Consider the following 20,137-nt stretch of genomic DNA (forward strand, 5'->3'; position numbering starts at 1 on the left):
GATCAGCTCGACATCCGGTCGATGCGGTCGCGCAGCCTGTACCAGGCGAGCACGATCGGCAGGAACCAGGGATTGCCGCCATAGAAGGGCAAGCTCGGGAAATAAGGCTCGGCGAAGGCGCTGCGCTCATTGCCGCCGCCGATGATCTCACGCGCGATCTGATAGCCGAGCCAGGTCTGCATCGGCACGCCGCTGCCCTGGCAGCCCATCGCGTAGTGCATGCCCCTGTGCTGGCCGATATGGGGAATGAAGTCGAAGGTGAAGGCGACATTGCCGTTCCAGCTGTGGCTTATGCGGGCATCGCGGAGCTGCGGCCAGACCGTCGTCATGATCGCGTGCAGCCGGCGGCCGCTTTCGCGGGCATCCATGTCGGCGGTGCCGACGCGACCGCCCCACAGGACGCGTTTGCCGTCAGGCGACAGGCGGAAATAGTTCAGCACGCGGCGCGAGTCGGCCAGCATGCGCCCGTTCGGCACGAGTTCGCGCGTGACGTCCGCCGGCAGTTCCTCGGTGGCGATGAGGAAACTCGCCACCGGCACGATGCGGCGCATGAGCCATGGCGTCGCCTTGCCCGTATAGCCATTGGTGCCGACCATGACATTGCCGGCGCGGATCGTTCCGCGCTCGGTCTTCACCAGCCACTCGCCATTCACGCGTGTCATGCCGGTGACCGGTGTCTTGTCGACCAGAAGGGCGCCGGCGCCGCGCGCCGCCTCGGCAAGTCCCCGCACATATTTGGCGGGATGCAGGCCGGCGGCGTTGGCGACGACCTGGCCGCCGCAATAATGATCGCTGCCGATCTCCTCGCGCTGGCGTGCGCGCGGCAGCATATAGGCCTCCCCGCCGGTGATGCCCGCGACCCACTCGACCGCCTTGGCCTGGGCGTCGTAATGTTTGGTCGAGTAAGCGAGATTGACGCGGCCGCCGCGGCGATAGTCGCATTCGATTTTGTGCTGGGCGATCAGCGTCTCGGTGAAGTCGAGAACGCCCATCGCCTCCTTGACCAGGCGCTCGCCCAGTTCCTTGCCGAAGGCGCCGCTCTTCGCCAGGCTCGCCACCTTGGTATTGCCGGACACCATGCCGCCATTGCGCGAGCTGGCATTGAAACCGATGCGCTGGGCCTCGACCACCACGGCTTGCACGCCCTGGCGCGCGAGTTCGAGGGCGCAGGACAATCCCGTATAGCCGCCGCCGACGATGACGACATCGGCGCGCTCCGGCAACGGGACCTCGCCACCGCTTGGCGGCTCCGCGCTATCCCACCAATAGGGTTGCGGCTTGAAGTCAGACGTAAACAGGCTGTCGGCGGTCATGATCTGTCGGAGGAATTGGCGTTGCGAGGAGGCGCCCGCTGCGGGACGGCAATTGCTTTTGCTGGAGAAAAGATGTTAGCATTTTTTCCTTTTCTAGTCGGTAATTCTCAGATTCGCCGCCGTGATGTGCAGGATATGCTTCTTAATGCAGCAACGGGATGGGGTATATCCGGGCCGGGGAATACCGCCCATGCGCGCCTTACGGGGGAAGTTCCGGCGACAGGCCCATCGCCGCAATCAGGTTTCCCTAGCGCCCTATTTTGACCATGCACGAATGATGACCTTAATATGGGAATCATGAAACACATGGCATCCGCGGACCGGAAACCAGTCGCGAAGCATGGCCCGGTATGGTGGAGGTGCTGCACCTTGAGCATGAAGCAAACGACGCTGCTGCTGATCGCCCTTCTCTGCCTGGTGGCGCCAGGCTTTGCCGCCGCCGACCCCGATGAGAAGATTTTTCCTAGGAAGATCGACTGCGGCACCACCGCCGAACCCAAGAACTGCAAGGCGCATCAGCGCCTGATGCCTTTGATCTCGGCCGGCGCCCTGGGCGGCCGCCGCGCCTCGATGCGCGCCGTGGCGCGGTATGCCGGCGAGTTCGCGAACGGCATATTCGTTCAGGACATGACGCTCAGCTGCGCCTGGCGGATGGTCATCGTCGGTTCGCCGCGCCTGCGCAGCACCGCCGACGATCAGTCCGCTTATGAAAAAACCTGTTCGATGCTCAGTGCCGGCAACCATGCCGAGGCCGAAGATACCGCGAGGCAGATCGCCAAGCGCGTGTTCAGGGCGAACGCTTTCGCCTTGCCGGGCTCTGACTAAGGCGGAACAAGGCGCGCCTGACCTTTCATCGTTGACTCCACTCGAAGCAGGCGCGCTTTTGCAACAGCTTGCCCGCATGCGCGTTGGCGCCGGGGCCTTACGACAGGGGCCTCGCCTCAGCGCGCGTCGCAATTGGGATCGGGACCGGGATCTCCGCCGCCCGCGACGACGGCGAGCCGTTCGAGATAATGTCGCCAGCCCTTGGCATGCTCCGCGCATTGCTCGGTATCCGGCAGGCCGCTATGGGTCAGGCGCAGCAGCGTGCCACCCTTCTCCTCGAGCAGGTCGATCTCGATGAGGCTCGAGCCGGGCGGGACCTTTGGGCTGCCGTCCCAGCCGAAACTGTAGGCGAGCCGGTGGACCGGAATAACCTCGGTGAATTTTCCGCGCGCGACATGTTTGCCGGCGACATTGAGAAGATATAGCCCGCCGTTCTCGGGCTCGACCGTCGCCTCCGTCCCCATCCAGCGCAGGAGCTTCTCCGCATCGGTCAGGAAGGCGAAGACGGTCGCCGGCGGGGCGTTGATCTGGACTTCACGGCGGACCAACAAGGCTTCATTCATCGGAAGGCCTCCTTCAGACTTTGGAGCGCCCGGGGCGTTCTCATGGACTCACCTGGGCGGTCTATCTCTTTGATTCTGCGCATCGGCTTGTCCGAGAACCGCATCACGACCCGGGCCGATGCTCCAGGTCGCGATACTGCACCCCGCCGGAACGGCCGGAAAGCAACATTCCTGGCGGGCAAATTCGACTGGCGTAACCGGCGTCCGCATCTCCGGTTTCACGGGCGATGACAGGCGCAAGTCCGCGCGGCATGATCGCCGAATGTTGCTTCCGCCCCCACTCGCCTGGCTCGTGGACAAAGCCAGCTATATATCCAACGCCGACCAGTTCCTGTCAGCATTGGGCGCAGGCCTCATCGCCGAAGGCCTGCCGCTCGCGGGCGGCGCCCTCACCTTGGCCGCCCCGCATCCGATCATCGCGCGCCGCGTCTGGCTGTGGCGGGCCGATACGGGCGCCGTGATCGAGGCGCTGGGCTTCGCATCACTCGAGGGGACCAAGCCGGACCCGGCAAGCGTCGGGCGGGACTGGCTGGCCGGACTGGGCGGCGGTCCGCTCACCGCGACCGTCGCCGGCATAGGCCCCGATGCCCCGCTCATCGAATGGGCGATGTCGCGCCCCCTCACACCTGAACAATCGGAGCTCACGCGGCAAGTGGCCCGCTTCGCGGCAAGCCCGCTCGCCACCCTCACCGCGCGCGCCACCATGGCGAGCCTGCTCGAAACCTATCTTGGCCGGCGCAGCGCGGCGCAGGTCCTCGCCGGCAGGCTGAGGCGCGAGACCGGCGAGACCATCCGCGCCGCCCTTCTTTATGCCGATCTGCGCGGCTTCACCGAATTGTCGGAAGCGGCCGCACCCGAGGCGGTGGTGGCGGCGCTGGGCGCCTGGTTCGACCGCATCGCCGGCGCCGTGCATGCCTTCGGCGGCGAGGTATTGAAATTCATCGGCGACGGAGTCCTGGTGATCTTTCCGGTGGGCGAGAACGCACCCGCGCTCGCCTGCGACGGGGCGCTGAGGGCGGTCGCGGCGGCACGCGCCGGCATGGCGCATCTCGATGAGGCCCGCGCAAGACAAGGCCTGCCGCCCTTGCCTTTCGGCATGGCGCTGCATCTGGGCGAGATCCTGTGGGGCAATATCGGCACCGCCGACCGTCTCGACTTCACCGCCATCGGGCGCGCCGTCAATCTGGTCAGCCGGCTCGAAGGCCTGTGCCGGCCTTTGGGCCGCGATGTGCTGATCTCAGGGGTATTCGCGGCCGAGACAGAAACGCCGCTGACGCCTCTCGGCGCCCACGCTTTGCGCGGCATTTCCGAGCCCTGCGTGGTCTTCGCTTTGCCCGAGAAGTGAGGGGCGGGCCGAAACGATTGATCCCGCCGGCCGGACAAGCTGGGATAGGTACAAAAGAAGGCCCCTGCTGTGTCAGGCAGCAGGGACCTTCCTGTAGGGGATCGGGAACCTAGCGTCCAGAAGTGGGAACAACCAGCGCTACGTAGCGATCCATTTCGTTACGGGAATCTCAGCCAGGTGCCGAAGAAGACTTCGAGGCTGTCCGCGTCATCCTTATCGACGACCTGAATCTCGTCGTCGACGATGTCGAGTTCACCCAAATTGCCGTAGTCGATATAGGTGGCGCCGATACCCAGGGTGACCTGGCTGACCGGATCCCAGTAGACGCCGCCGCCGAAGCCGAGGGCATTGCCGGCATTGTCATAGTCTTCGTAACCGACGCCCAGTTCGATGCGGGTGTCTTCCGAGAGGTTGGCCAGCAAGCCGGCCGACGCACCCCAGAAGTCTTCGTCGACCGTGAGCGGGCCGACATTGTTGGCATACTGGCTGGTGCCTTCGCCGACAACCGCACCGGCCGTCAGCTGGAACATCTCGCCGAGGCCAACGGTGGCGCCGCCGCCGATCGCCCAGTCGTCATTGTCGCCATGATCGTCGTTCTGATAGAGACCAATAATCTGGCCCGTGAACGCATCCGACGAATACATCACATAGCCTTCGACGGCCGGAATGTCCGACTTATCGCCCACAGCTTCCGAAGATATGGATTGACTGAAGATCGGATCCGGCAAGAGGTCAGTATCCGGACCATCAGGCCCGAAGCCCGTAAGTGTCGACGTGATGCTGGCGATGGCGACGTTATCGGCATCCTCAACCGAGATCGCGAACGACAGCGGGCCGGACGCATAGGTCAGGCGCAACTGCTCGTTGTTGATGTTGGACGGACCGAAGGACGCCACGGGGCCGGAAGCCGCGACCCAGTCCCAACCCACCTGCAGAGCGCCGGTGTTGTCGTTATAGCCGGCCATCAGCTCCCATTCCGGAGCGAATTTCCACCAGCCATAGGCCTTGTTCATCTTGGTGGCTTCGGAATAATCCGAGAAATTGCCACCGCCATCGGCCTGGAGACGGAAATAACCACCGACTTCACCGACCGCTGTGTCCGCCTTGCCCTTGACGAAGATACGGCCACGGACCTTGACGTCGAGATTGTCGTCGAAGTCCGGGGTGTTGATATCGGTATAGATCAGCGCGGTGCGGATTTCGCCGGACACGGACACTTCGGCGGCCGGAGCCGCGTCAGCCGTCGGAACGACCGAGAGCGTGAAGCCCGAACCCTCATCAACCCGGTCAGCAAAGCGCTCAGGCAGGACGCCTTCGAAATTGCCCTGACCGTCACGGATCGACAGGAGGCTGTAGCCCGACGGCATCGAGGCCTGCGGCTGAGCCTCGAGCTGCGACACGCGAGTCTGGAGGGCTTCGATCTGCGCCTTCAGGGCGCCGAGATCGTCAGCCTGGGCTGCAGTAGCGGTGGCGGCAACCGCCGCACCCGCCAGGAGTGCCCACTTTGTTACTTTCATTATTGTTCTCCCACTATGGAGTTTCGTTGAAAACCCGCCCCCCGTTTCCCCTACACAACCGGTATTGGAAGGCCGCTCGACCTGAGTCTTGCCAGCGGACTTTCTTATCGCCCGCCCCCAAGGTCAAGTAACCCGGACGACTCTATAACGGAATTTCGCGGACTGTGGCATGAATACAACACTGTTGGAATCGACGTTTTTGTTTCAACGACGCAATACAAAATCCGAGAAACAAGCGGGAAAATGCCCATTTTCAGCCCGAAATGGAGATTGTCGGACGAGTTATGCATATGCTCTGGGTTGCAATTTCGAAAATACCCGCTCGCTTCGCCCATCGCATAATCCACAGGAGAAGGGCCGATACCGTTGAAATCGCGCGGGTGATTCGCCCGGAAATTGCAAAAACAATCAGATGTTGCGCACACGCAATAGAACACCGGGGGGGAATCAGCGGGCAAGAGCGGCGGCCAGGCATCGTACGCAGCCAACGCCGCAGACATACCGTTGCAAGCGCCCGCTTTAGCAACCTTAAGTATGGCGGCAGTGTAATTTGGCGATACGCGGGCCCCAGGGCCTTAAGCCCGCTCGCCCCGCAAGCAGCTCCGCCTGGCACCCCTTGCCGTCAGCTTCGAGGCCCAAGCAGGATGATTGCCGCGCCTGCGAGGCAGACCAGAGATCCGGTGATGTCCCAGCGATCAGGCTGAACGCCTTCTGCGATCCACAGCCATACTATGGCCGCGACGATGTAGACCCCGCCATAGGCGGCATAGGCCCGGCCCGCCGCGGCGCTGTCGACCAGCGTCAGCAGATAGGCGAACAGGGCAAGCGAAGCGAGGCCCGGTAAAAGCCACAAGGCCGATTTCCCCATCCGAAGCCATGCCCAGAACGCGAAGCAACCCGCGATCTCGGCGATGGCTGCTCCTGCATAGGCCGCTATATTTATCATGGGTCTGGTCTCTGACTTGGCCGGAGCGTCTGCGTAGAACCGCGGCGTGAGTTCTACAAGCCCGTTGGGGGATATGCTCGAGGCGGCCTAAAACCAGGTTTTGCAGAGCGCGCAGAAGGTCGGGACCGGCCTGAGCTTCGTGGCGGGATCGAGACAGCGACGGGCATAGCCTCCCGCGGGAGGCCCCTCACTTGGGCCGGCCGTTGCAGGCGGCGCCTGCAACCCTTGGTCGAAGGACCTATTCCAGCATTTTCAGGCAGGCGCCGGCCGCTTCGCCGGCGGCCCGGCCTTCGGCCCTGGAGAGCTTGCCTTCGGCGACCATTTTCTCGACGGTGGCCACGACGATGCCGCGGCCCGTGCCGGGGGTCGGATGGCTGGCGACGGTGGTTTCGTAGATCTGCTTGGCCTGGGGCGAAAGCCCGGCGGCACAGGCATCGGCGCTTTTCTGGTCGGCCAGCGCCACGGTGGTCAACAGGCACGTCAGGCACAAAGCCCCCGAAAAGACCTTCATGGTCATCACTCCTTGAGGGTTGGACGCTGGTACTGGACGATACGCACGCCCCCTTAGGCTTTGATCCGGTCCGACAACAACTCCCGATAGTACAGGAAATTGTGGACGCGCTATAGGGGGTTTCGCCCTCCTGTTTCACCGGCGATATGTGCGCTCGGTTTCCGGGTACGCCGATGCAACAGAGATGTGGAGCCCTGAGGCCATTCCGTCGGAACCGGCCGATTGTCAGGCGGAGTGATTTATGCAACTGTTCCGGTGTTGCGTCAGACTGAGCGAACGTGCTCGAGGCGCCGGAAATCTCGAACCAGGCAACCGCCCGCAAGCGGAGTATCCGACTATCCCAGATCCCGCCAACGGGCAACGTGGGAGGACATCGTGATCAAGAAACTTGCTTTCATTCTGTCATGCACCGCCACCTGTTGCATTACCCCTGCCTTGGCGCAGGACACCAATCTCGAGAAGCTTGGCGGCTTCAAGACGACCGGCACACCGATGATGGAGCCCATCCCGCAGACGGGGGACAACGCCGAGGCCCTCAAGGCCATCGTCGCCAAAATCAAGGTCCCGGACGGCTTCAAGATCAATCTCTATGCCATTGTTCCGGACGCGCGGCATATGGCCGTCGGGCCGCAGGGCGTGGTGACATTCGTCGGCACCCGCAAGGAGCTGGTCTATTCGATGACCGACCGCAACAAGGACCGCGTCGCCGACGATGTGAAGGTCTTCGCGCCTTCGGTCAAAATGGCGGTCCCGAACGGCGTCTGTTTCTCCAGGGACGGCCACCTTTATCTCGCCGAACAGAATCGCGTTTTGTGGTTCCCCGCCGCCGAGTTTTTCTATGAAGGCCCGGATGTCGCGGCCTTTGCCATCGTCAAGCAGGGCGAACTGATACCCGCATCCGATGAGAGCTTCAATCACACCGCGCGCACCTGCCGCGTAGGGCCGGATGGCCGCCTCTATATTACGATCGGCCAGCCCTTCAATGTGCCGGCGCCTGAAGTATTGCCGGAATTCGAGAGGCTGGGCATCGGCGGCATCATGAGCATGAAGCAGGACGGCACCGACCGCAAAATCCATTCGCGCGGCATGCGCAACCCGCTCGGCCTCGATTTCAACCCGAAGGACAAGTCGCTCTGGGTGAATGATAATCAGGTCGACGGCATGGGCGACACCATCCCGCCGGGCGAAATGAACCGCGTGACCGGGCCGGGGCAGAATTTCGGCTTCCCCTGGTATGGCGGGGGCAAGGTCCGCACCGTCGAGTACAAGGACGCGCAGGTGCCCGAAGGCGTGGTCTTCCCACAGGTCGAGCAGGACGCGCACGCGGCCGACCTCGGCCTGTCCTTCTATACCGGCAGGCAGTTCCCCGAAAAATACCGGGGCGGCATCTTCTCGACCCAGCACGGGTCCTGGAACCGCGTCGACCCGGTGGGCGCCCGGGTCTTGTTCACTGCGCTGAAGGCGGATGGCACCGCGGACAAGACGGAAGTGTTCGCCGACGGCTGGCTGAACGAGAATGGCGAGTATCTCGGCCGACCGGTCGATGTTCAGATGCTCAACGATGGCTCGCTGCTGGTATCCGACGATTTGGCTGGAGCGGTCTGGCGAATTTCCTACGACAATTAGATAGCCTCGCCAGGCGACGAGCATCTGCTGCCGCCTGGCTTTTCTCCCGGAGATAAAGGAGCTTCATGTGCGCGGTTTGATCGTGGGCCTGGCCGCTCTCTGCGCCGGCCCGGTTGTTGCCGAGGCGGCCGGCGATGCCGTTCTGGGCAAGAAAGTCATGCTGAAGTGCCAAGTTTGCCATGGCAAGGACGGCCTCGCCAAGCTGCCCGACGCGCCGAACATCGCCGGGCAGAAGGAGACCTATCTCGTGAAGGCTCTCAGAGCCTTCAAGGCCGGCGAGCGCAAGAACGAGCAGATGACGATCGTGATCAAGGGCTTGAGCGATGAGGATATAGCGAATGTCGCCGCCTATTATTCATCGATCAAGATCACCGTCCAAGTTCCGCCGTGAGATGAGAAACGGCAAAGCCGAATTGCGGAAACGCCTGGGCAGGACCACGTTTTCCCCTTTGCCCGTTGCGAAGCAATGGGAGGAGGGAAAGATTGGCGAGGCCACGCCCGCCATGTGACATCGTTGACCATCATCCATCAACCAGCATTGCCCATCACGCAAACATTCGCGATGATGGCAGGCTAGTGGGGAGGAAGGGAACGCGTCATGACGGGACAATCACGCTTCGAACGGGCAACTCATGAAATGCTGGCCAAGACAAAGAAGTGTCAGGCCATGACCGGTGATCGGGAGAGCATCCTGTTCTCCGGCATGCGTGCCAATCTCTATTTGCCGCATCCCATCTACATCGACTCCGGCGAGGGTGCGACCATTACCGATATCGACGGCAACACCTACATAGATACGTGCATGGGGTTCGGTGTTTCCGTCCTGGGTCATCGCCACCCGGATGTCGCGGCGGCGATCTCCAGGATCTCTGAATCGGGATGGCATTTCGGCATTCACTCGGAAGAGCAGCTTCCCCTCGCACGGCTTTTGCAGGACGCCATTCCGTGCGCCGAGCGCATCTTGTTCTGCAACACGGGGTCCGAGGCGACCGGCTATGCGATGCGCGCCGCGCGTGCTTTCACCGGAAAGGAAAAAATCGGAATATTCGATGGCTATTGGCACGGCATGCATGATTACTGCATGGTTGCCCCGACTGCTGTCGACTCCCGTGACCGGCCGTCCGGCGTGGCGATCAGCACTGGTGTCCCGAAGGCAATTCACGAACTCACCGTTCCCCTCCCCTATCGCAATCCCAGTGCGCTCGACATCATCCGCGCCAACAAGGATGAGCTGGCGATGGTGATCATAGAGCCGGTCCAGCATTCGAACCCTCAGCGCGAGGTGCGCGACTATCTCAGATCCGTCCAGGAGGTTTGCCGCGAGTGCAACGTCCTGTTCGCTCTGGACGAGATGGTCACCGGCTTCCGCCTCGCTTATGGCGGCGGTCAGGAATATTTCGATATCAAACCGGATTTCGCGACACTTGGCAAAGCCTGCGGCGGCGGATTGCCGATCGGCGTCATCGCCGGGCGGGAGGATTTCATGCGTATGTTCCTTCCCAAGTCCGGTGAACAGGGTGTGTTCACCGGCGGCACGTTCACCGGCAACCCGCTATCGATGGCGGCGGGAACCGCGGCGGTCCGCTATTATGCCGAGCACCCGGAGATCTACACTCATATGGCGGCGCAGGGCGACCGCCTGACCACGCGTTTCAATGAATTCGCGACGCGCCACAACATGGCGGTCCAGATGAGCAATGTCGGCTCGATGTTTCATATTTATTTTCAAAGCGGCCCGGTTCGCAGCAGCTTCGACATCGACGAGAAGCCCATGGAACTGGCGCGGCAGGCCTTTCTGATGCACACCCTCAATCTTGGCGTCCTGATTTCGGGCGGCAACCGCTACTATCTCTCCGCCGCACATTCGGAGAAAGTCGTCGACCGGATGATCGACATCTTTCACGAGTCGCTTGCTCTGGTTCGCGAAGACGGTCTGTTTTAGAAATGGCCTTGTTTGGGAACTGTGAGAACTTTTCATCACCGAATGCTTGATTGCCAATGACTCGAAAGTCCGACGGGTCGCTGGATGCATTCGTCTTCTACCTTCCAACCGATCCAGAACCGCCGCGCGGCCAATGCAGCGGCCGATAGTCACGATTTCTCCTGTGGCACTCCTAAGACGTAATTTGTGCCAGCTTACCGGAATAGGTAGGGAATTCTCCGTGCTTGCGGTAAGCCTCGTGGAAGAACATCAGCTTGTCCTCATCGACCTCAACGCCCAGGCCCGGCTTGTCGATACGGCCCCAGGACGGCTTGTCGACAATGGGAATGCGCTCGGTGAGGATGTCGTCCTCCATGATTTGCGCCGTCTGCTGGCTGCCCAGAGCGGCATTGGGGCAGGCGAGCATCACGTGGTGACCCGCTGCCGCCGTGAGGCCGAGTTCGCCATGGGTGTGCTTCAGAACCTGCCAGCCTTCCAAGTGGCTTACGTGATTGAGCGTGTGCCAGCGCCCGAGCGAACCCACCCAGTACTGACTGTAGCAAAGATAGTCGCCACAGCGGCTTTTGATGACGCGATAGGCATCCGCCTCGCGCCACAGGCCTTCGTTGACGCAAAAAGGGGTCGAGACCCGTTGCCTGAGGTCGAGCATGTTCTCGACCGGATCGATCCTCACTGGAGCTTCAACGAAGTCCAGATCGAAGCGTACCTGCCAGCGGGTGAGCAACCGCACTGCCTGTGGCATGGTCCAGGCTTGGTTGACGTCGATGCGAATCCTGCCTTCGGGACCGATCGAGTCGCGCAATGCCTCCAGCATCTCCTCTTCCCTTTTTTCATCCACGCCAACTTTGATATAATAAGCCTTGTAGCCTTTCTTCACGCCGTCCTTGCCTTGGCGAGCGATGTCATCCGGGCTGCCCCACTCCATGTAGTAGTAATAATCCACCTCATTGCGCATGGCCCCGCCCAGCATCCTGTAAATCGGCTGGCCCGCCGCCTTGCCGCATAAATCCCAGAGGGCCGTGTCGATTCCGGCAAAGGCGAAGTTGCCGGTCATCGGCTGAAAGGCCCAAACGGCGTAGATGGCAAGATCCCGGTGAATCTGCTCCTTATCCCAGGGGTCGCGGCCAATCACCAGCGGCGCCATGTTGCGCACGGCGCTTTCGATCCCAGCAGTATCGGCGGCCCTGGTGCATTCGCCCCAGCCCACCACCCCATCGTCGGAAGTGATTTTGACGATCACGTCGGTGATGCCACCCCGGTTGATCAGCGAACTCGCCTCTACGCGCTTATAGGGTACGCGGACCGGAAAGACCTCGAGCTTGACGACTTTCATGGACGGAACCTCTCCTTAGATCACGATGAGTTTGGATCGAATCGATCCAAACTCATAAACGTGATCGATTTTACTAGTTAGCGCGGGATTCTTGCGAAAAGCCGGTGTCCACTTTTTCGCATCCCGCGCTAGGTGGCAATGCGCAGCCGCCGCTCCATAGCCCGGACGAGCAGCGAAAGTGGGTAACTCATTGCAAAATAAATAGCGGCGACCAGCACGAAGACGGCCATCGGCTGATAGTCTGCGAAGGCGATGCTCTTGGCGCCATTCATGATCTCGTTGACACCTATCAGAGTGCAAAGCGAGGTATCCTTCAGAAGGCCGATAGCATAGTTCGCCACCGGCGGCAGCACGATGCGGGCGGCCTGTGGCAGGATGATATAGAACATGGCCTTGGCGGGTGTCATGCCGAGCGAGAGTGCGGCCTCGCGCTGGCCCTTGTGCAGGGCCTCGATTCCGGAGCGGAACACCTCGGCAAGTATGGCGCCGCCATGGAGGCCGAGGCCAAGAACGGCACCGGCGAAATCGGTGAACCATGTCCAGTCGAGGCCGGGGAAGAGTTGCGGCGGCACAAAATAGACAATATAGAGCATCACCACGATCGGCAGCCCACGAGCAATTTCGATGAAACCCATCGCCAGGGTGCTGACCAATTTGATGCGTGATGTGCGGCAGAGAGCGACGAAAATGCCAAACACCACTGCGAGAATGAAAGAGAAGATGGCGATCTTGATGGTGGTCAGCGAATAATACAAGAGTTCCGGCAACCAGCGGTGGATGTGCTCAGCGTAGATTTCGGGAAGCTGAAGCATAGTGTCTCCTTCCCTATTGCCAGGCCTGGCGCTGGCGCTCGAGCCGGGCCGCGAGCCGCGCCATGGGAATGGTTACGCACAAATACATTGCCCCTGCCATCAAATAGATGGGAGCGCTTTGAAGCGTCTCAGTGACAAGCTGGCGTGCTAGCGCCATGACTTCAAGCACGCCAACAGCAAAAACGATGGCCGTGTCCTTCAGGAGTACGATGGCGAAATTGGTCATCGGCGGCAACATGGTGCGAATAGCTTGCGGCAACACGATGTACCGCATGGCCCGTGTAGGTGTCATGCCGAGTGACAAGGCCGCCTCCATTTGGCCGCGATGGATCGACTCGATTCCGGCCCTGTAGATTTCGGAGAGATAGGCGGCCCCATTCATACCAAGCCCGAGGATCGCTGCCTCGAAAGGCGTGGGCTGGTATCCCACGTCGGGGAAACCGAAGTAGATGACGAAGAGTTGCACAAGTGCCGGCGTACCGCGGAAAAATTCCACATAGGCGGTGGCGGCCCAGCGCAGAAGCTTCCACGTCGAAATGCGCAGCAGCGCGATGACAAGACCGAATACCAGCGCGAAGACTAGAGCGCCCGCCGCGACGATGAGGGTTGCTGGCCAGCCGCTCAGCAGCGTGGTAAAGAAGTACCAACCCTTGGCCTCGATAATCTGGAAGAAGTTCATGCGTGCAACCCGTCAGCGGTCTTGAATGTGCTTGAGAAACTCGCGGGTTCGTGCTTCACGCGGTTTGAGCAGCACCTCCCGAGGCGAGCCTTGTTCGACGACTTTTCCATGGTCCATAAAGATCACCCGGTCCGACACTTCGCCGGCGAATTGGATTTCGTGAGTGACGATCACCATGGTGGCGCCCTCTTCGGCAAGCTGGCGCATGACGCGCAGCACCTCGCCGATGAGTTCGGGATCAAGGGCGGAGGTCGCCTCGTCGAACAGCATGAGTTTGGGCTGCATTGCGAGCACGCGGGCAATGGCTACGCGCTGTTGCTGGCCACCCGACAGGCGCTCGGGATATTCGTTGATCTTGTGGCCAAGGCCTACTTTTTGCAGCACCTCGCGGCCGCGCGCTTCAGCCACCTCGCGCGAGTGGCCAAACACCCGCATGGGCGCGACCGTCACGTTTCCGAGCGCCGTCAGATGCGGAAACAGGTTGAAGCGCTGGAAGACGAAGCCGATTTCCTGGCGCTCCTTGGCGAGTTCGCGGTCGCTGAGGTGGACGTAACGGTCGCCCACCTTCTTCTCACCTACCAGACTGCCTTCGATGTAAATGTGGCCAGCAGTGGGTTTTTCCAGATAGTTGATGCACCGAAGGAGCGTCGTCTTGCCCGACCCGCTCGGCCCGATAATCGATATCTTCTCGCCCCGCTTTACCTCGAGGTTGACGCCGCTTAGAACGGTCAGATCGCCGAATTTCTTGTGCAGGTCCTCGATCTTCAGCAGTGGCTGCGCTCCAGCCGCGCCATTGCCCGCTTTGCTCATGAAATCCCTCACCCTCGGACAGGAACGGGCGGGATCCTATCCCGCCCGCTGCATCTTTCACCGCTCAGAAGCAGTGATCGGCGCTTGGCGCCTTGTAACCCTCCTCGCGGTCCACGCCGATGCGCGGATTCTTCTCTGGTGGGATGAACCACGACTTGTCCCCCAGGCCGTACTTGGTCATCGCCTTTACGTTCAGGCAGTCCTTCCACACCTGCATGATCGCCCCGTTGATGGCCTCGGCGAGCTCCGGCTCATTCTTGTTGATGCCGAATATCACATTGTACTTGCCTGACATTATGGGATACTTGTCCGGTTCAGGTGTCACCGGCAGTTGCTTCAGCTTCCATTCCGGATGCTGAAAGATCGCATATTGTACAAGCGGCGGGTCAAGGATCGCCATGTCGATGCGGCCGGCGTTGAGATCCTGCATTACGCCGTCAGAGGTATCGTAGAGCTTGACTTCACCGATCCCCTCGACAGCCTTGAGTTCGGGAACGAGGGTGAAGCCGGTCACCGTGCCGACCTTACGGCCCTTCATGTCGGCGAAAGTGGTGAAGTTGTTTTCGTCCTTTTGGGCCAGGAGGGTGCCGAAATAATAGATGGGCTCGCTCAGGATCATGATCTTGGTGCGAGGTTCGATCCAGCCCATGGCGCCGTGCATCACATCGAGTTTGCCCTGCTTGGTGGCTTCGATGAGCGCCGCCCAGTCCATCTGGACGACGTTGGGGGTGAGGCCGATCTTGCCGGCGACCCAGGTCATGATTTCGCCGTCCGTGCCGCTTAGCACGCCATCCTTCAGCTGCGTCATGGGCATGTCACCATTCATTCCGATGGTGAGTTTGCCTGCTTCAAGCGTCTTCGGCTCTGCCTGAGCCATGCCGGCGCCCAACACGGCCAAGAAAGCGGCGGAGGCCACTGCTACACCCAAAAAGAGAAGCTTGCTTGTGACGGATTTCTTGCGTGGATTGGTGGTCATGGATGATCCCCTGCTGACTGCGTTTGAGATCCCTTGATGGCCGGTCGTGAGGAAATGGCATCCTCTTGCCGTGCCATTGTCTATCACCCTATCATCCTACCATTAAGACAATCAATAGACGCCAGCCCTCAGATGCACCATCATCGAGCAAGCGAAGAGGCGTCGTCACGTAGATATCGCGAGCGTCTCTGCGGCGCGACTGCCGGTTACGGTTTCGGCGTCTCTGGCGTTGTTCATCTCAGGGAAACTGGGTCATTGAGCTTCGGCCATGTTTCGCCGCCCCATAGGGGGCGCTCGCGAATGATGGCGTGCGGCCGCTGTGGATCGGCGGAGTCGATCTCGCGCCCCATGCGGTGTCCGTCGAATACGGCATCGGCGATATAGCGCGGGGCGAGGCAGTCTCCGGCCCGATAGACGCCGATGATCCCCTTTTCCGTCCATTCCGCCTTGCGTGCCGCCAGATCGCGATAGAGGGAATTGTCGGAATGCCGGCCGGTGCACAGTACGACGGTATCAAAGGCGAGCGAATCGGTCTCCTTGCCGGCGCGGCGGGGAAGTGCACCAAGGCTCGGGCTGTCGGTTCGTTTCCAGCCGTCGCGATAAACGTCGTAGAGCTGGAGCACCGTCCGCGATCCGCTCTCTGCCCGCTCCACCCAAATCCCTACTCGTGAGACAATGCCCTTCTCGCGCAACATCCGGCGAAGATTGGGGCCTTCGAGGGTGAAATCAGTGTAGGGCGCCACGCGATCGAAAAGCGTGACGAGGGTCACCTTCTTACCGCGATTGGCCAGCAATTCGGCAAGGCTCACGCCCATGAAATAGCCGTCGCTGTCGAGGACGGCCACGCTGTCGGCGACCTCCTTGCCGGCGAAGAGCTGTTCTGGCGTCACGAAGCCCGGCAGGCCCGCATCGATGCCGGGTATGGGATCGGGACAGGCCGGCCCCCGGCCATCGCCGTTCCATTTCGCACCAGTCGCCAGCACGACCTTGGCACAGCCAAAGTCGAGCACCTCCTGCGTCGTCGCCCGCCCGGTCCCGCGCAGCACCTCGATACTTCCAAGCCGGCGCAGTTCAGCCTCGCGATAGCTCACAACGCGAAACCATTCGGCAAGACCCGGGAGTGTTGCGATATTGCGTAAATGTCCGCCCAATTCAGGTTCCGCCTCGATCAGATGCGCACTGTAACCGCGTCTGCCGAGCACGCGTGCGCATTCGAGGCCGGCGGGGCCGGCGCCCACGATCAGGATCTCTTCATCGCCACTCCTGGGCGCAAAGCGTTCGGGATGCCAGCCGCGGCGGTATTCCTCGAGCGCTGTGGGATTCTGGGTGCAGACGATGGGCACGCCATATTCGAAGCGCGCAATACACTGGTTGCAGCCAATGCATTCGGCGATTTCGTCGGCGCGGCCCTCGTCGACTTTGCGCGGCAGCCAGGGATCAGCGATCGAGGGCCTCGCACAGCCGATGATGTCATACTGGCCCGAACGCAGGACACGCACCATCTCGTCGGGATCGGTGAAGCGGCCGACGCCGACGACCGGCACCTTGGCGACGCGCTTTACCTCGCGCGTCCAGGGCGCCTGATGGTTCGATTTGTAGAAGCGCGACGGCCCAGCGTCCTCGCCCCATTCCTCAAGGCTGCTGATATTGACGTCCCACAGATCGACGAGCCCGAGTCCCGTCACATAATCGACGAAGCGAATGCCGTCATCTGTCGCCTCGAGGCCCGCGGAGCCCGAGAGTTGATCAATCGAAATCCGCGTGGCCACCGCACACTGGCCGCCGCCCGCGCGACGCAACGCCTCGAGAATTTCGACCCACAATCGCGCGCGACCGGCGAAGTCCCCGCCATAGCGGCCCTGGCGTCTGTTGTGATAGCGCGACAGCATCTGCATCGGGAGCGCGCCGTGGGTACCGTGCAGGTAAAGGATGTCGAAGCCCGCATCGATAGCCCGCTTTGCAGCTTCCTCGAACATCACCACGATGCGAGCGAGGTCGCTGTCCTCGGCTTCATAGGTGTTGACCTGCGGGATCCAGGGCGTCGCGAACTGGTGCGCGGCGGGCGACACATAACGGCTGCCCAGATTGTTGGAGAGGCCACCGGCATGACACAATTCGACACCCGCCAGTGCGTCCCACTTGTGTACGCTGTCGACCATGTGGCGGTGATTGATGACATCGCCCTCATCGAACAGGCTGCTCACGATGGCGACGGGCTGGTCGGTTTCGGGGTGGATCATGCAGGCCTCGGTGCAGATGCCGGCCCAGCCGCCTTCGGCCTTGACCTCGCGATGCATGGCATTGGCGCCCGGCCGTTCGACGCCTGCGCCCGTGCACTGCGGCACCTGGAAGAAACGGTTCTTCAGAATTTTCGGGCCGATGGCGATCGGCACGAAAAGAGGGTCGTGGCGGGGATCGCGTGGCATGGCATCACCTCTGAAAGACGCTGGCGAGGTCGATCTGGCTCTTGAAAGCAGTGTAGCCCGAATCGGCCGTATAGATCCCCCCGGTGATACGGCGCGCCTCGTCGGAAGCAAGAAAGATCGCGAATGTGGCAATGTCCTCAGGGCTCATGATGCCCATGAGATGCATGCGCTCGATCTTTTCGCGCTCGGCGGGTTTGTCCATGAAGACGCTCTGATGCGGGGTCGCGACAAAGCCTGGACAGATTGCATTGACACGCACGCCTTCGGGAGAGAGTCCCGTTGCCATGGAGCGAGTGAGCGAAACGACCCCGCCCTTGGCGGCGGTATAGGCGTCGATCCCGGCGGTGCCGATCAGCGCATCGACAGTAGCGGTGAGAATGATCGATCCCGCCTTGCGCGACAGCATATGCTGAGCGACGTATTTTGCGGTGAGGAACGTTCCGTTGAGCACGAGATCGACGATCTGGTGCCAGGTCTCCTCCGGCAATTCAGTGATGCGCCGATCGCAGTTGTTGACCAGCGGCACCGAGACCGCATTGTGAAAAAGAATATCGATCTGGCCAAATTCGGCGATCACGAAAGCAACCATTTCGCGCACCGACTGACTATTCCGGACATCGACGCGGCAGGCGCGGGCGATATATCCCTCTGCCTCGATCCCTGATGCGACGACAGATGCACCGCCCGTGTCGAGATCAGCCGTGACAACGCACGCACCTTCGCGTGCCATCAACTCACAGCCCGCTCTGCCGATCCCCGATGCGCCGCCGGTAACGAGCGCTATTTTTCCAGCCAGTCGACCCATATCCTTGTTCTCCCTGCTTCAGCCGCGATAGCGGGTCAGCCGCAAGGCAATCAGACTCGACCCGAGAGTGAGGAGAAGAATGAGAGTGCCGATGGCATTGACCGTCGGTGTCAGGCCGGTGCGGATCATTCCCCAAACCAACGTTGGCAACGTGTTGCCGCTTCCGATTGTGAAGAAAGTGATGACGAAATCGTCGATCGACAGCGCCATGGCGATAAGCGCCGCGCCAATGACAATGGGCCGGATGATCGGCAATGTCACGGTGAGAAAAGCCCCAAGGGGGCTCGCTCCCAGATCGCGGGCGCTCTCCACGATCCGGTAGTCGAAATTGGCGAGCCGCGCATGGACGATCAGGATGACGAAGGGCTGGGTGAAGAGCACATGGCTGATGATGACGGTGATGAGGCCGAGTTTCAGCCCGAGGCTGACGAAGAATGACAGCAGCGCCACGGCCAGTACCAGAGGCGGCAGCATAACCGGCAAGGTCAGGACCCCCATTGCGAGGGAGGCCCGCCGCGGCGGAAAGGACACAAGCCCGATCGCAGCCATGGTACCGATGGTCGCCGAGATCACCCCGACACTCAGCCCGACGATCATGCTGTTGCGGAAGGCTGACCAGAACTGGTCATAGGTCACCATCGCCTCCCACCAGCGCAAGGACAGGCTTTCGATGGGGAAATTGGTGAGACCGCGGGAGGTGAAGGAAAAGATCATCAGGAGAATGATCGGCGACAACAGAAAGGCGATGAGCAGGAAGGCGAGCAGGCGCCAGAGAATGGAAGACTGTTCGCTCATATCCGGCACCACCACCACATGGCCCGGCTGAACAGCCAGATGACCAGAACCGAGATTGCCAGCATGATGAATGACATAGCCGATCCCAATGGCCAATTGAACATCGATCCGAATTGCGGCGCGATCAGATTGCCGATCATCGTCTGTTTGCCGCCGACGAGCGAGGGAGTGACATAGTCGCCGGCGGTAATGAGAAACGAAAAGCTGAACGCGGTCACGATGCCGGCGCGGCAACGCGGCACGATGATGGTCGAAAAGGCTTTCGCCTGCGAGGCACCAAGATCGCGTGCCACCTCGATCTCGATATTCTTGATGCCACGCATGGCGGCATAGATGGGAAGAACCGCGAACGGCAAGGCGAAATGAAGGAGCGTGACGACGACAGCACCCGGGCTGTAGAGAAGGGCGCTGATCGGCGTTGAGATAATGCCTGCCGCCATCAACGCCGAGTTGAGGACCCCCTCATTGCCGAGAATTGTCTTCCACGCGTAGATTTTCATCAGGTAACCGCCGAACATGGTAATGAGCACAATGAACAGCAACGGGTCGGCCCAGGCGGCCAGTTTGAAGCGGGCGATGAAAGCGTAGAGGAAGCCGACAAGAACGGTCAGGATGGCAGTGGTCGATGACAGCAACACCGTATAGGCCGCGATCGGCACGTATTTGACATAGATCTCGTGATAGTTCGCCAGTGTCGCGGCCGGGGTCAGCTCGAAAAAATCGACCATCCAGAAACTGATGATGAAGAAATAGATGAAGGGCGCGACAAAAGTTGCAAGAAAGATGATTGCCGAGGGCAGTGTCAGAACATAGGGCAAGGTAGGACGGTTCATGGCGAGGGCGTCAATTGCCTGGGGCGGTCCGTTGAATCCTCGGGGTCAGCACCCGATCCCCCATCGCCTGGTCGGAAGAT

19 protein-coding genes are annotated in these 20,137 nt (G+C 61.1%); 5 read left to right on the forward strand and 14 right to left on the reverse strand.

Annotated features, from left to right (window positions below; translation table 11 throughout):
* Positions 1–2: 2 nt before the first annotated feature.
* Complete coding sequence (locus tag G5V57_RS02590) at positions 3–1,313, reverse strand: FAD-binding oxidoreductase (RefSeq protein ID WP_165166061.1); 1,311 nt, start codon at positions 1,311–1,313, stop codon at positions 3–5.
* 369 nt (positions 1,314–1,682) lie between these two features.
* On the opposite strand from G5V57_RS02590, the gene G5V57_RS02595 reads away from it, so the two are divergent.
* Entirely contained in the window at positions 1,683–2,138 is a 456-nt protein-coding gene (locus G5V57_RS02595; RefSeq protein ID WP_165166062.1) for a hypothetical protein, read from the forward strand.
* Positions 2,139–2,254: 116 nt separating this feature from the next.
* Here the strand turns inward: G5V57_RS02595 and G5V57_RS02600 are convergent, their stop codons facing one another.
* Positions 2,255–2,701, reverse strand: a complete 447-nt coding sequence (locus G5V57_RS02600; protein ID WP_165166063.1) for an SRPBCC domain-containing protein — start codon at positions 2,699–2,701, stop codon at positions 2,255–2,257.
* 262 nt (positions 2,702–2,963) lie between these two features.
* On the opposite strand from G5V57_RS02600, the gene G5V57_RS02605 reads away from it, so the two are divergent.
* Positions 2,964–4,046: an adenylate/guanylate cyclase domain-containing protein gene (locus tag G5V57_RS02605; protein ID WP_165166064.1), complete on the forward strand. Its 1,083-nt coding sequence runs from the start codon at positions 2,964–2,966 to the stop codon at positions 4,044–4,046.
* Positions 4,047–4,204: 158 nt separating this feature from the next.
* Here G5V57_RS02605 and G5V57_RS02610 read toward each other — a convergent pair whose 3' ends face one another.
* The 3 genes from G5V57_RS02610 to G5V57_RS02620 form a co-directional block, all read right to left on the reverse strand.
* Complete coding sequence (locus tag G5V57_RS02610; protein WP_165166065.1) at positions 4,205–5,563, reverse strand: porin; 1,359 nt, start codon at positions 5,561–5,563, stop codon at positions 4,205–4,207.
* A gap of 622 nt (positions 5,564–6,185) precedes the next feature.
* Positions 6,186–6,509: a YnfA family protein gene (locus tag G5V57_RS02615; protein WP_165166066.1), complete on the reverse strand. Its 324-nt coding sequence runs from the start codon at positions 6,507–6,509 to the stop codon at positions 6,186–6,188.
* Between the two features lie 238 nt (positions 6,510–6,747).
* Complete coding sequence (locus tag G5V57_RS02620; RefSeq protein ID WP_165166067.1) at positions 6,748–7,026, reverse strand: hypothetical protein; 279 nt, start codon at positions 7,024–7,026, stop codon at positions 6,748–6,750.
* A gap of 369 nt (positions 7,027–7,395) precedes the next feature.
* Between G5V57_RS02620 and G5V57_RS02625 the strand changes: the two genes are divergently transcribed.
* From G5V57_RS02625 to G5V57_RS02635, 3 genes are all read left to right on the forward strand, one after another.
* Positions 7,396–8,646, forward strand: a complete 1,251-nt coding sequence (locus G5V57_RS02625) for a sorbosone dehydrogenase family protein (RefSeq protein ID WP_371744712.1) — start codon at positions 7,396–7,398, stop codon at positions 8,644–8,646.
* Positions 8,647–8,713: 67 nt separating this feature from the next.
* The gene (locus tag G5V57_RS02630; RefSeq protein WP_246737497.1) at positions 8,714–9,037 is read left to right on the forward strand and encodes a cytochrome c; all 324 of its coding nucleotides are present in this window, start codon (positions 8,714–8,716) and stop codon (positions 9,035–9,037) included.
* 207 nt (positions 9,038–9,244) lie between these two features.
* Positions 9,245–10,588 (forward strand): aspartate aminotransferase family protein, encoded by a 1,344-nt coding sequence (locus G5V57_RS02635; protein WP_165166068.1) that lies wholly within the window; start codon positions 9,245–9,247, stop codon positions 10,586–10,588.
* A 172-nt stretch (positions 10,589–10,760) separates the two neighbouring features.
* Here the strand turns inward: G5V57_RS02635 and G5V57_RS02640 are convergent, their stop codons facing one another.
* The 9 genes from G5V57_RS02640 to G5V57_RS02680 all read right to left on the reverse strand — a co-directional run bounded on the left by G5V57_RS02640 (position 10,761) and on the right by G5V57_RS02680 (position 20,057).
* Entirely contained in the window at positions 10,761–11,921 is a 1,161-nt protein-coding gene (locus G5V57_RS02640) for a mandelate racemase/muconate lactonizing enzyme family protein (RefSeq protein ID WP_165166069.1), read from the reverse strand.
* A 128-nt stretch (positions 11,922–12,049) separates the two neighbouring features.
* Positions 12,050–12,733, reverse strand: a complete 684-nt coding sequence (locus tag G5V57_RS02645; RefSeq protein WP_165166070.1) for an amino acid ABC transporter permease — start codon at positions 12,731–12,733, stop codon at positions 12,050–12,052.
* A gap of 13 nt (positions 12,734–12,746) precedes the next feature.
* Entirely contained in the window at positions 12,747–13,412 is a 666-nt protein-coding gene (locus G5V57_RS02650) for an amino acid ABC transporter permease (protein ID WP_165166071.1), read from the reverse strand.
* 12 nt (positions 13,413–13,424) lie between these two features.
* Positions 13,425–14,222, reverse strand: coding sequence for an amino acid ABC transporter ATP-binding protein (locus G5V57_RS02655; protein ID WP_246737498.1), 798 nt, complete (start codon positions 14,220–14,222; stop codon positions 13,425–13,427).
* A gap of 64 nt (positions 14,223–14,286) precedes the next feature.
* On the reverse strand, positions 14,287–15,198 hold the full coding sequence (locus G5V57_RS02660; protein ID WP_165166072.1) for an ABC transporter substrate-binding protein: 912 nt from the start codon (positions 15,196–15,198) through the stop codon (positions 14,287–14,289).
* A 233-nt stretch (positions 15,199–15,431) separates the two neighbouring features.
* A complete protein-coding gene (locus G5V57_RS02665; protein WP_165166073.1) occupies positions 15,432–17,624 on the reverse strand; it encodes an FAD-dependent oxidoreductase in 2,193 nt (730 codons plus the stop codon).
* A gap of 4 nt (positions 17,625–17,628) precedes the next feature.
* A complete protein-coding gene (locus G5V57_RS02670; protein WP_165166074.1) occupies positions 17,629–18,429 on the reverse strand; it encodes an SDR family NAD(P)-dependent oxidoreductase in 801 nt (266 codons plus the stop codon).
* An 18-nt stretch (positions 18,430–18,447) separates the two neighbouring features.
* A complete protein-coding gene (locus G5V57_RS02675; protein ID WP_165166075.1) occupies positions 18,448–19,224 on the reverse strand; it encodes an ABC transporter permease in 777 nt (258 codons plus the stop codon).
* Complete coding sequence (locus G5V57_RS02680; RefSeq protein ID WP_165166076.1) at positions 19,221–20,057, reverse strand: ABC transporter permease; 837 nt, start codon at positions 20,055–20,057, stop codon at positions 19,221–19,223. The genes G5V57_RS02675 and G5V57_RS02680 overlap by 4 nt, the downstream gene beginning before the upstream one ends.
* Positions 20,058–20,137 lie beyond the last annotated feature (80 nt).

It is taken from the genome of Nordella sp. HKS 07 (assembly GCF_011046735.1).
In the GTDB taxonomy this organism is placed as follows: Bacteria; Pseudomonadota; Alphaproteobacteria; order Rhizobiales; family Aestuariivirgaceae; genus Taklimakanibacter.

Excerpts from the sequence above, each read along its gene's own strand:
- G5V57_RS02590 (WP_165166061.1), bottom strand. The coding sequence starts at position 1,313 with ATGACCGCCGACAGCCTGTTTACGTCTGACTTCAAGCCGCAACCCTAT.
- G5V57_RS02600 (WP_165166063.1), bottom strand. The coding sequence starts at position 2,701 with ATGAATGAAGCCTTGTTGGTCCGCCGTGAAGTCCAGATCAACGCCCCG.
- G5V57_RS02605 (WP_165166064.1), top strand. The coding sequence starts at position 2,964 with ATGTTGCTTCCGCCCCCACTCGCCTGGCTCGTGGACAAAGCCAGCTAT.
- G5V57_RS02610 (WP_165166065.1), bottom strand. The coding sequence starts at position 5,563 with ATGAAAGTAACAAAGTGGGCACTCCTGGCGGGTGCGGCGGTTGCCGCC.
- G5V57_RS02615 (WP_165166066.1), bottom strand. The coding sequence starts at position 6,509 with ATGATAAATATAGCGGCCTATGCAGGAGCAGCCATCGCCGAGATCGCG.
- G5V57_RS02620 (WP_165166067.1), bottom strand. The coding sequence starts at position 7,026 with ATGACCATGAAGGTCTTTTCGGGGGCTTTGTGCCTGACGTGCCTGTTG.
- G5V57_RS02635 (WP_165166068.1), top strand. The coding sequence starts at position 9,245 with ATGACGGGACAATCACGCTTCGAACGGGCAACTCATGAAATGCTGGCC.
- G5V57_RS02640 (WP_165166069.1), bottom strand. The coding sequence starts at position 11,921 with ATGAAAGTCGTCAAGCTCGAGGTCTTTCCGGTCCGCGTACCCTATAAG.
- G5V57_RS02645 (WP_165166070.1), bottom strand. The coding sequence starts at position 12,733 with ATGCTTCAGCTTCCCGAAATCTACGCTGAGCACATCCACCGCTGGTTG.
- G5V57_RS02650 (WP_165166071.1), bottom strand. The coding sequence starts at position 13,412 with ATGAACTTCTTCCAGATTATCGAGGCCAAGGGTTGGTACTTCTTTACC.
- G5V57_RS02655 (WP_246737498.1), bottom strand. The coding sequence starts at position 14,222 with ATGAGCAAAGCGGGCAATGGCGCGGCTGGAGCGCAGCCACTGCTGAAG.
- G5V57_RS02660 (WP_165166072.1), bottom strand. The coding sequence starts at position 15,198 with ATGACCACCAATCCACGCAAGAAATCCGTCACAAGCAAGCTTCTCTTT.
- G5V57_RS02665 (WP_165166073.1), bottom strand. The coding sequence starts at position 17,624 with ATGCCACGCGATCCCCGCCACGACCCTCTTTTCGTGCCGATCGCCATC.
- G5V57_RS02670 (WP_165166074.1), bottom strand. The coding sequence starts at position 18,429 with ATGGGTCGACTGGCTGGAAAAATAGCGCTCGTTACCGGCGGCGCATCG.
- G5V57_RS02675 (WP_165166075.1), bottom strand. The coding sequence starts at position 19,224 with ATGAGCGAACAGTCTTCCATTCTCTGGCGCCTGCTCGCCTTCCTGCTC.
- G5V57_RS02680 (WP_165166076.1), bottom strand. The coding sequence starts at position 20,057 with ATGAACCGTCCTACCTTGCCCTATGTTCTGACACTGCCCTCGGCAATC.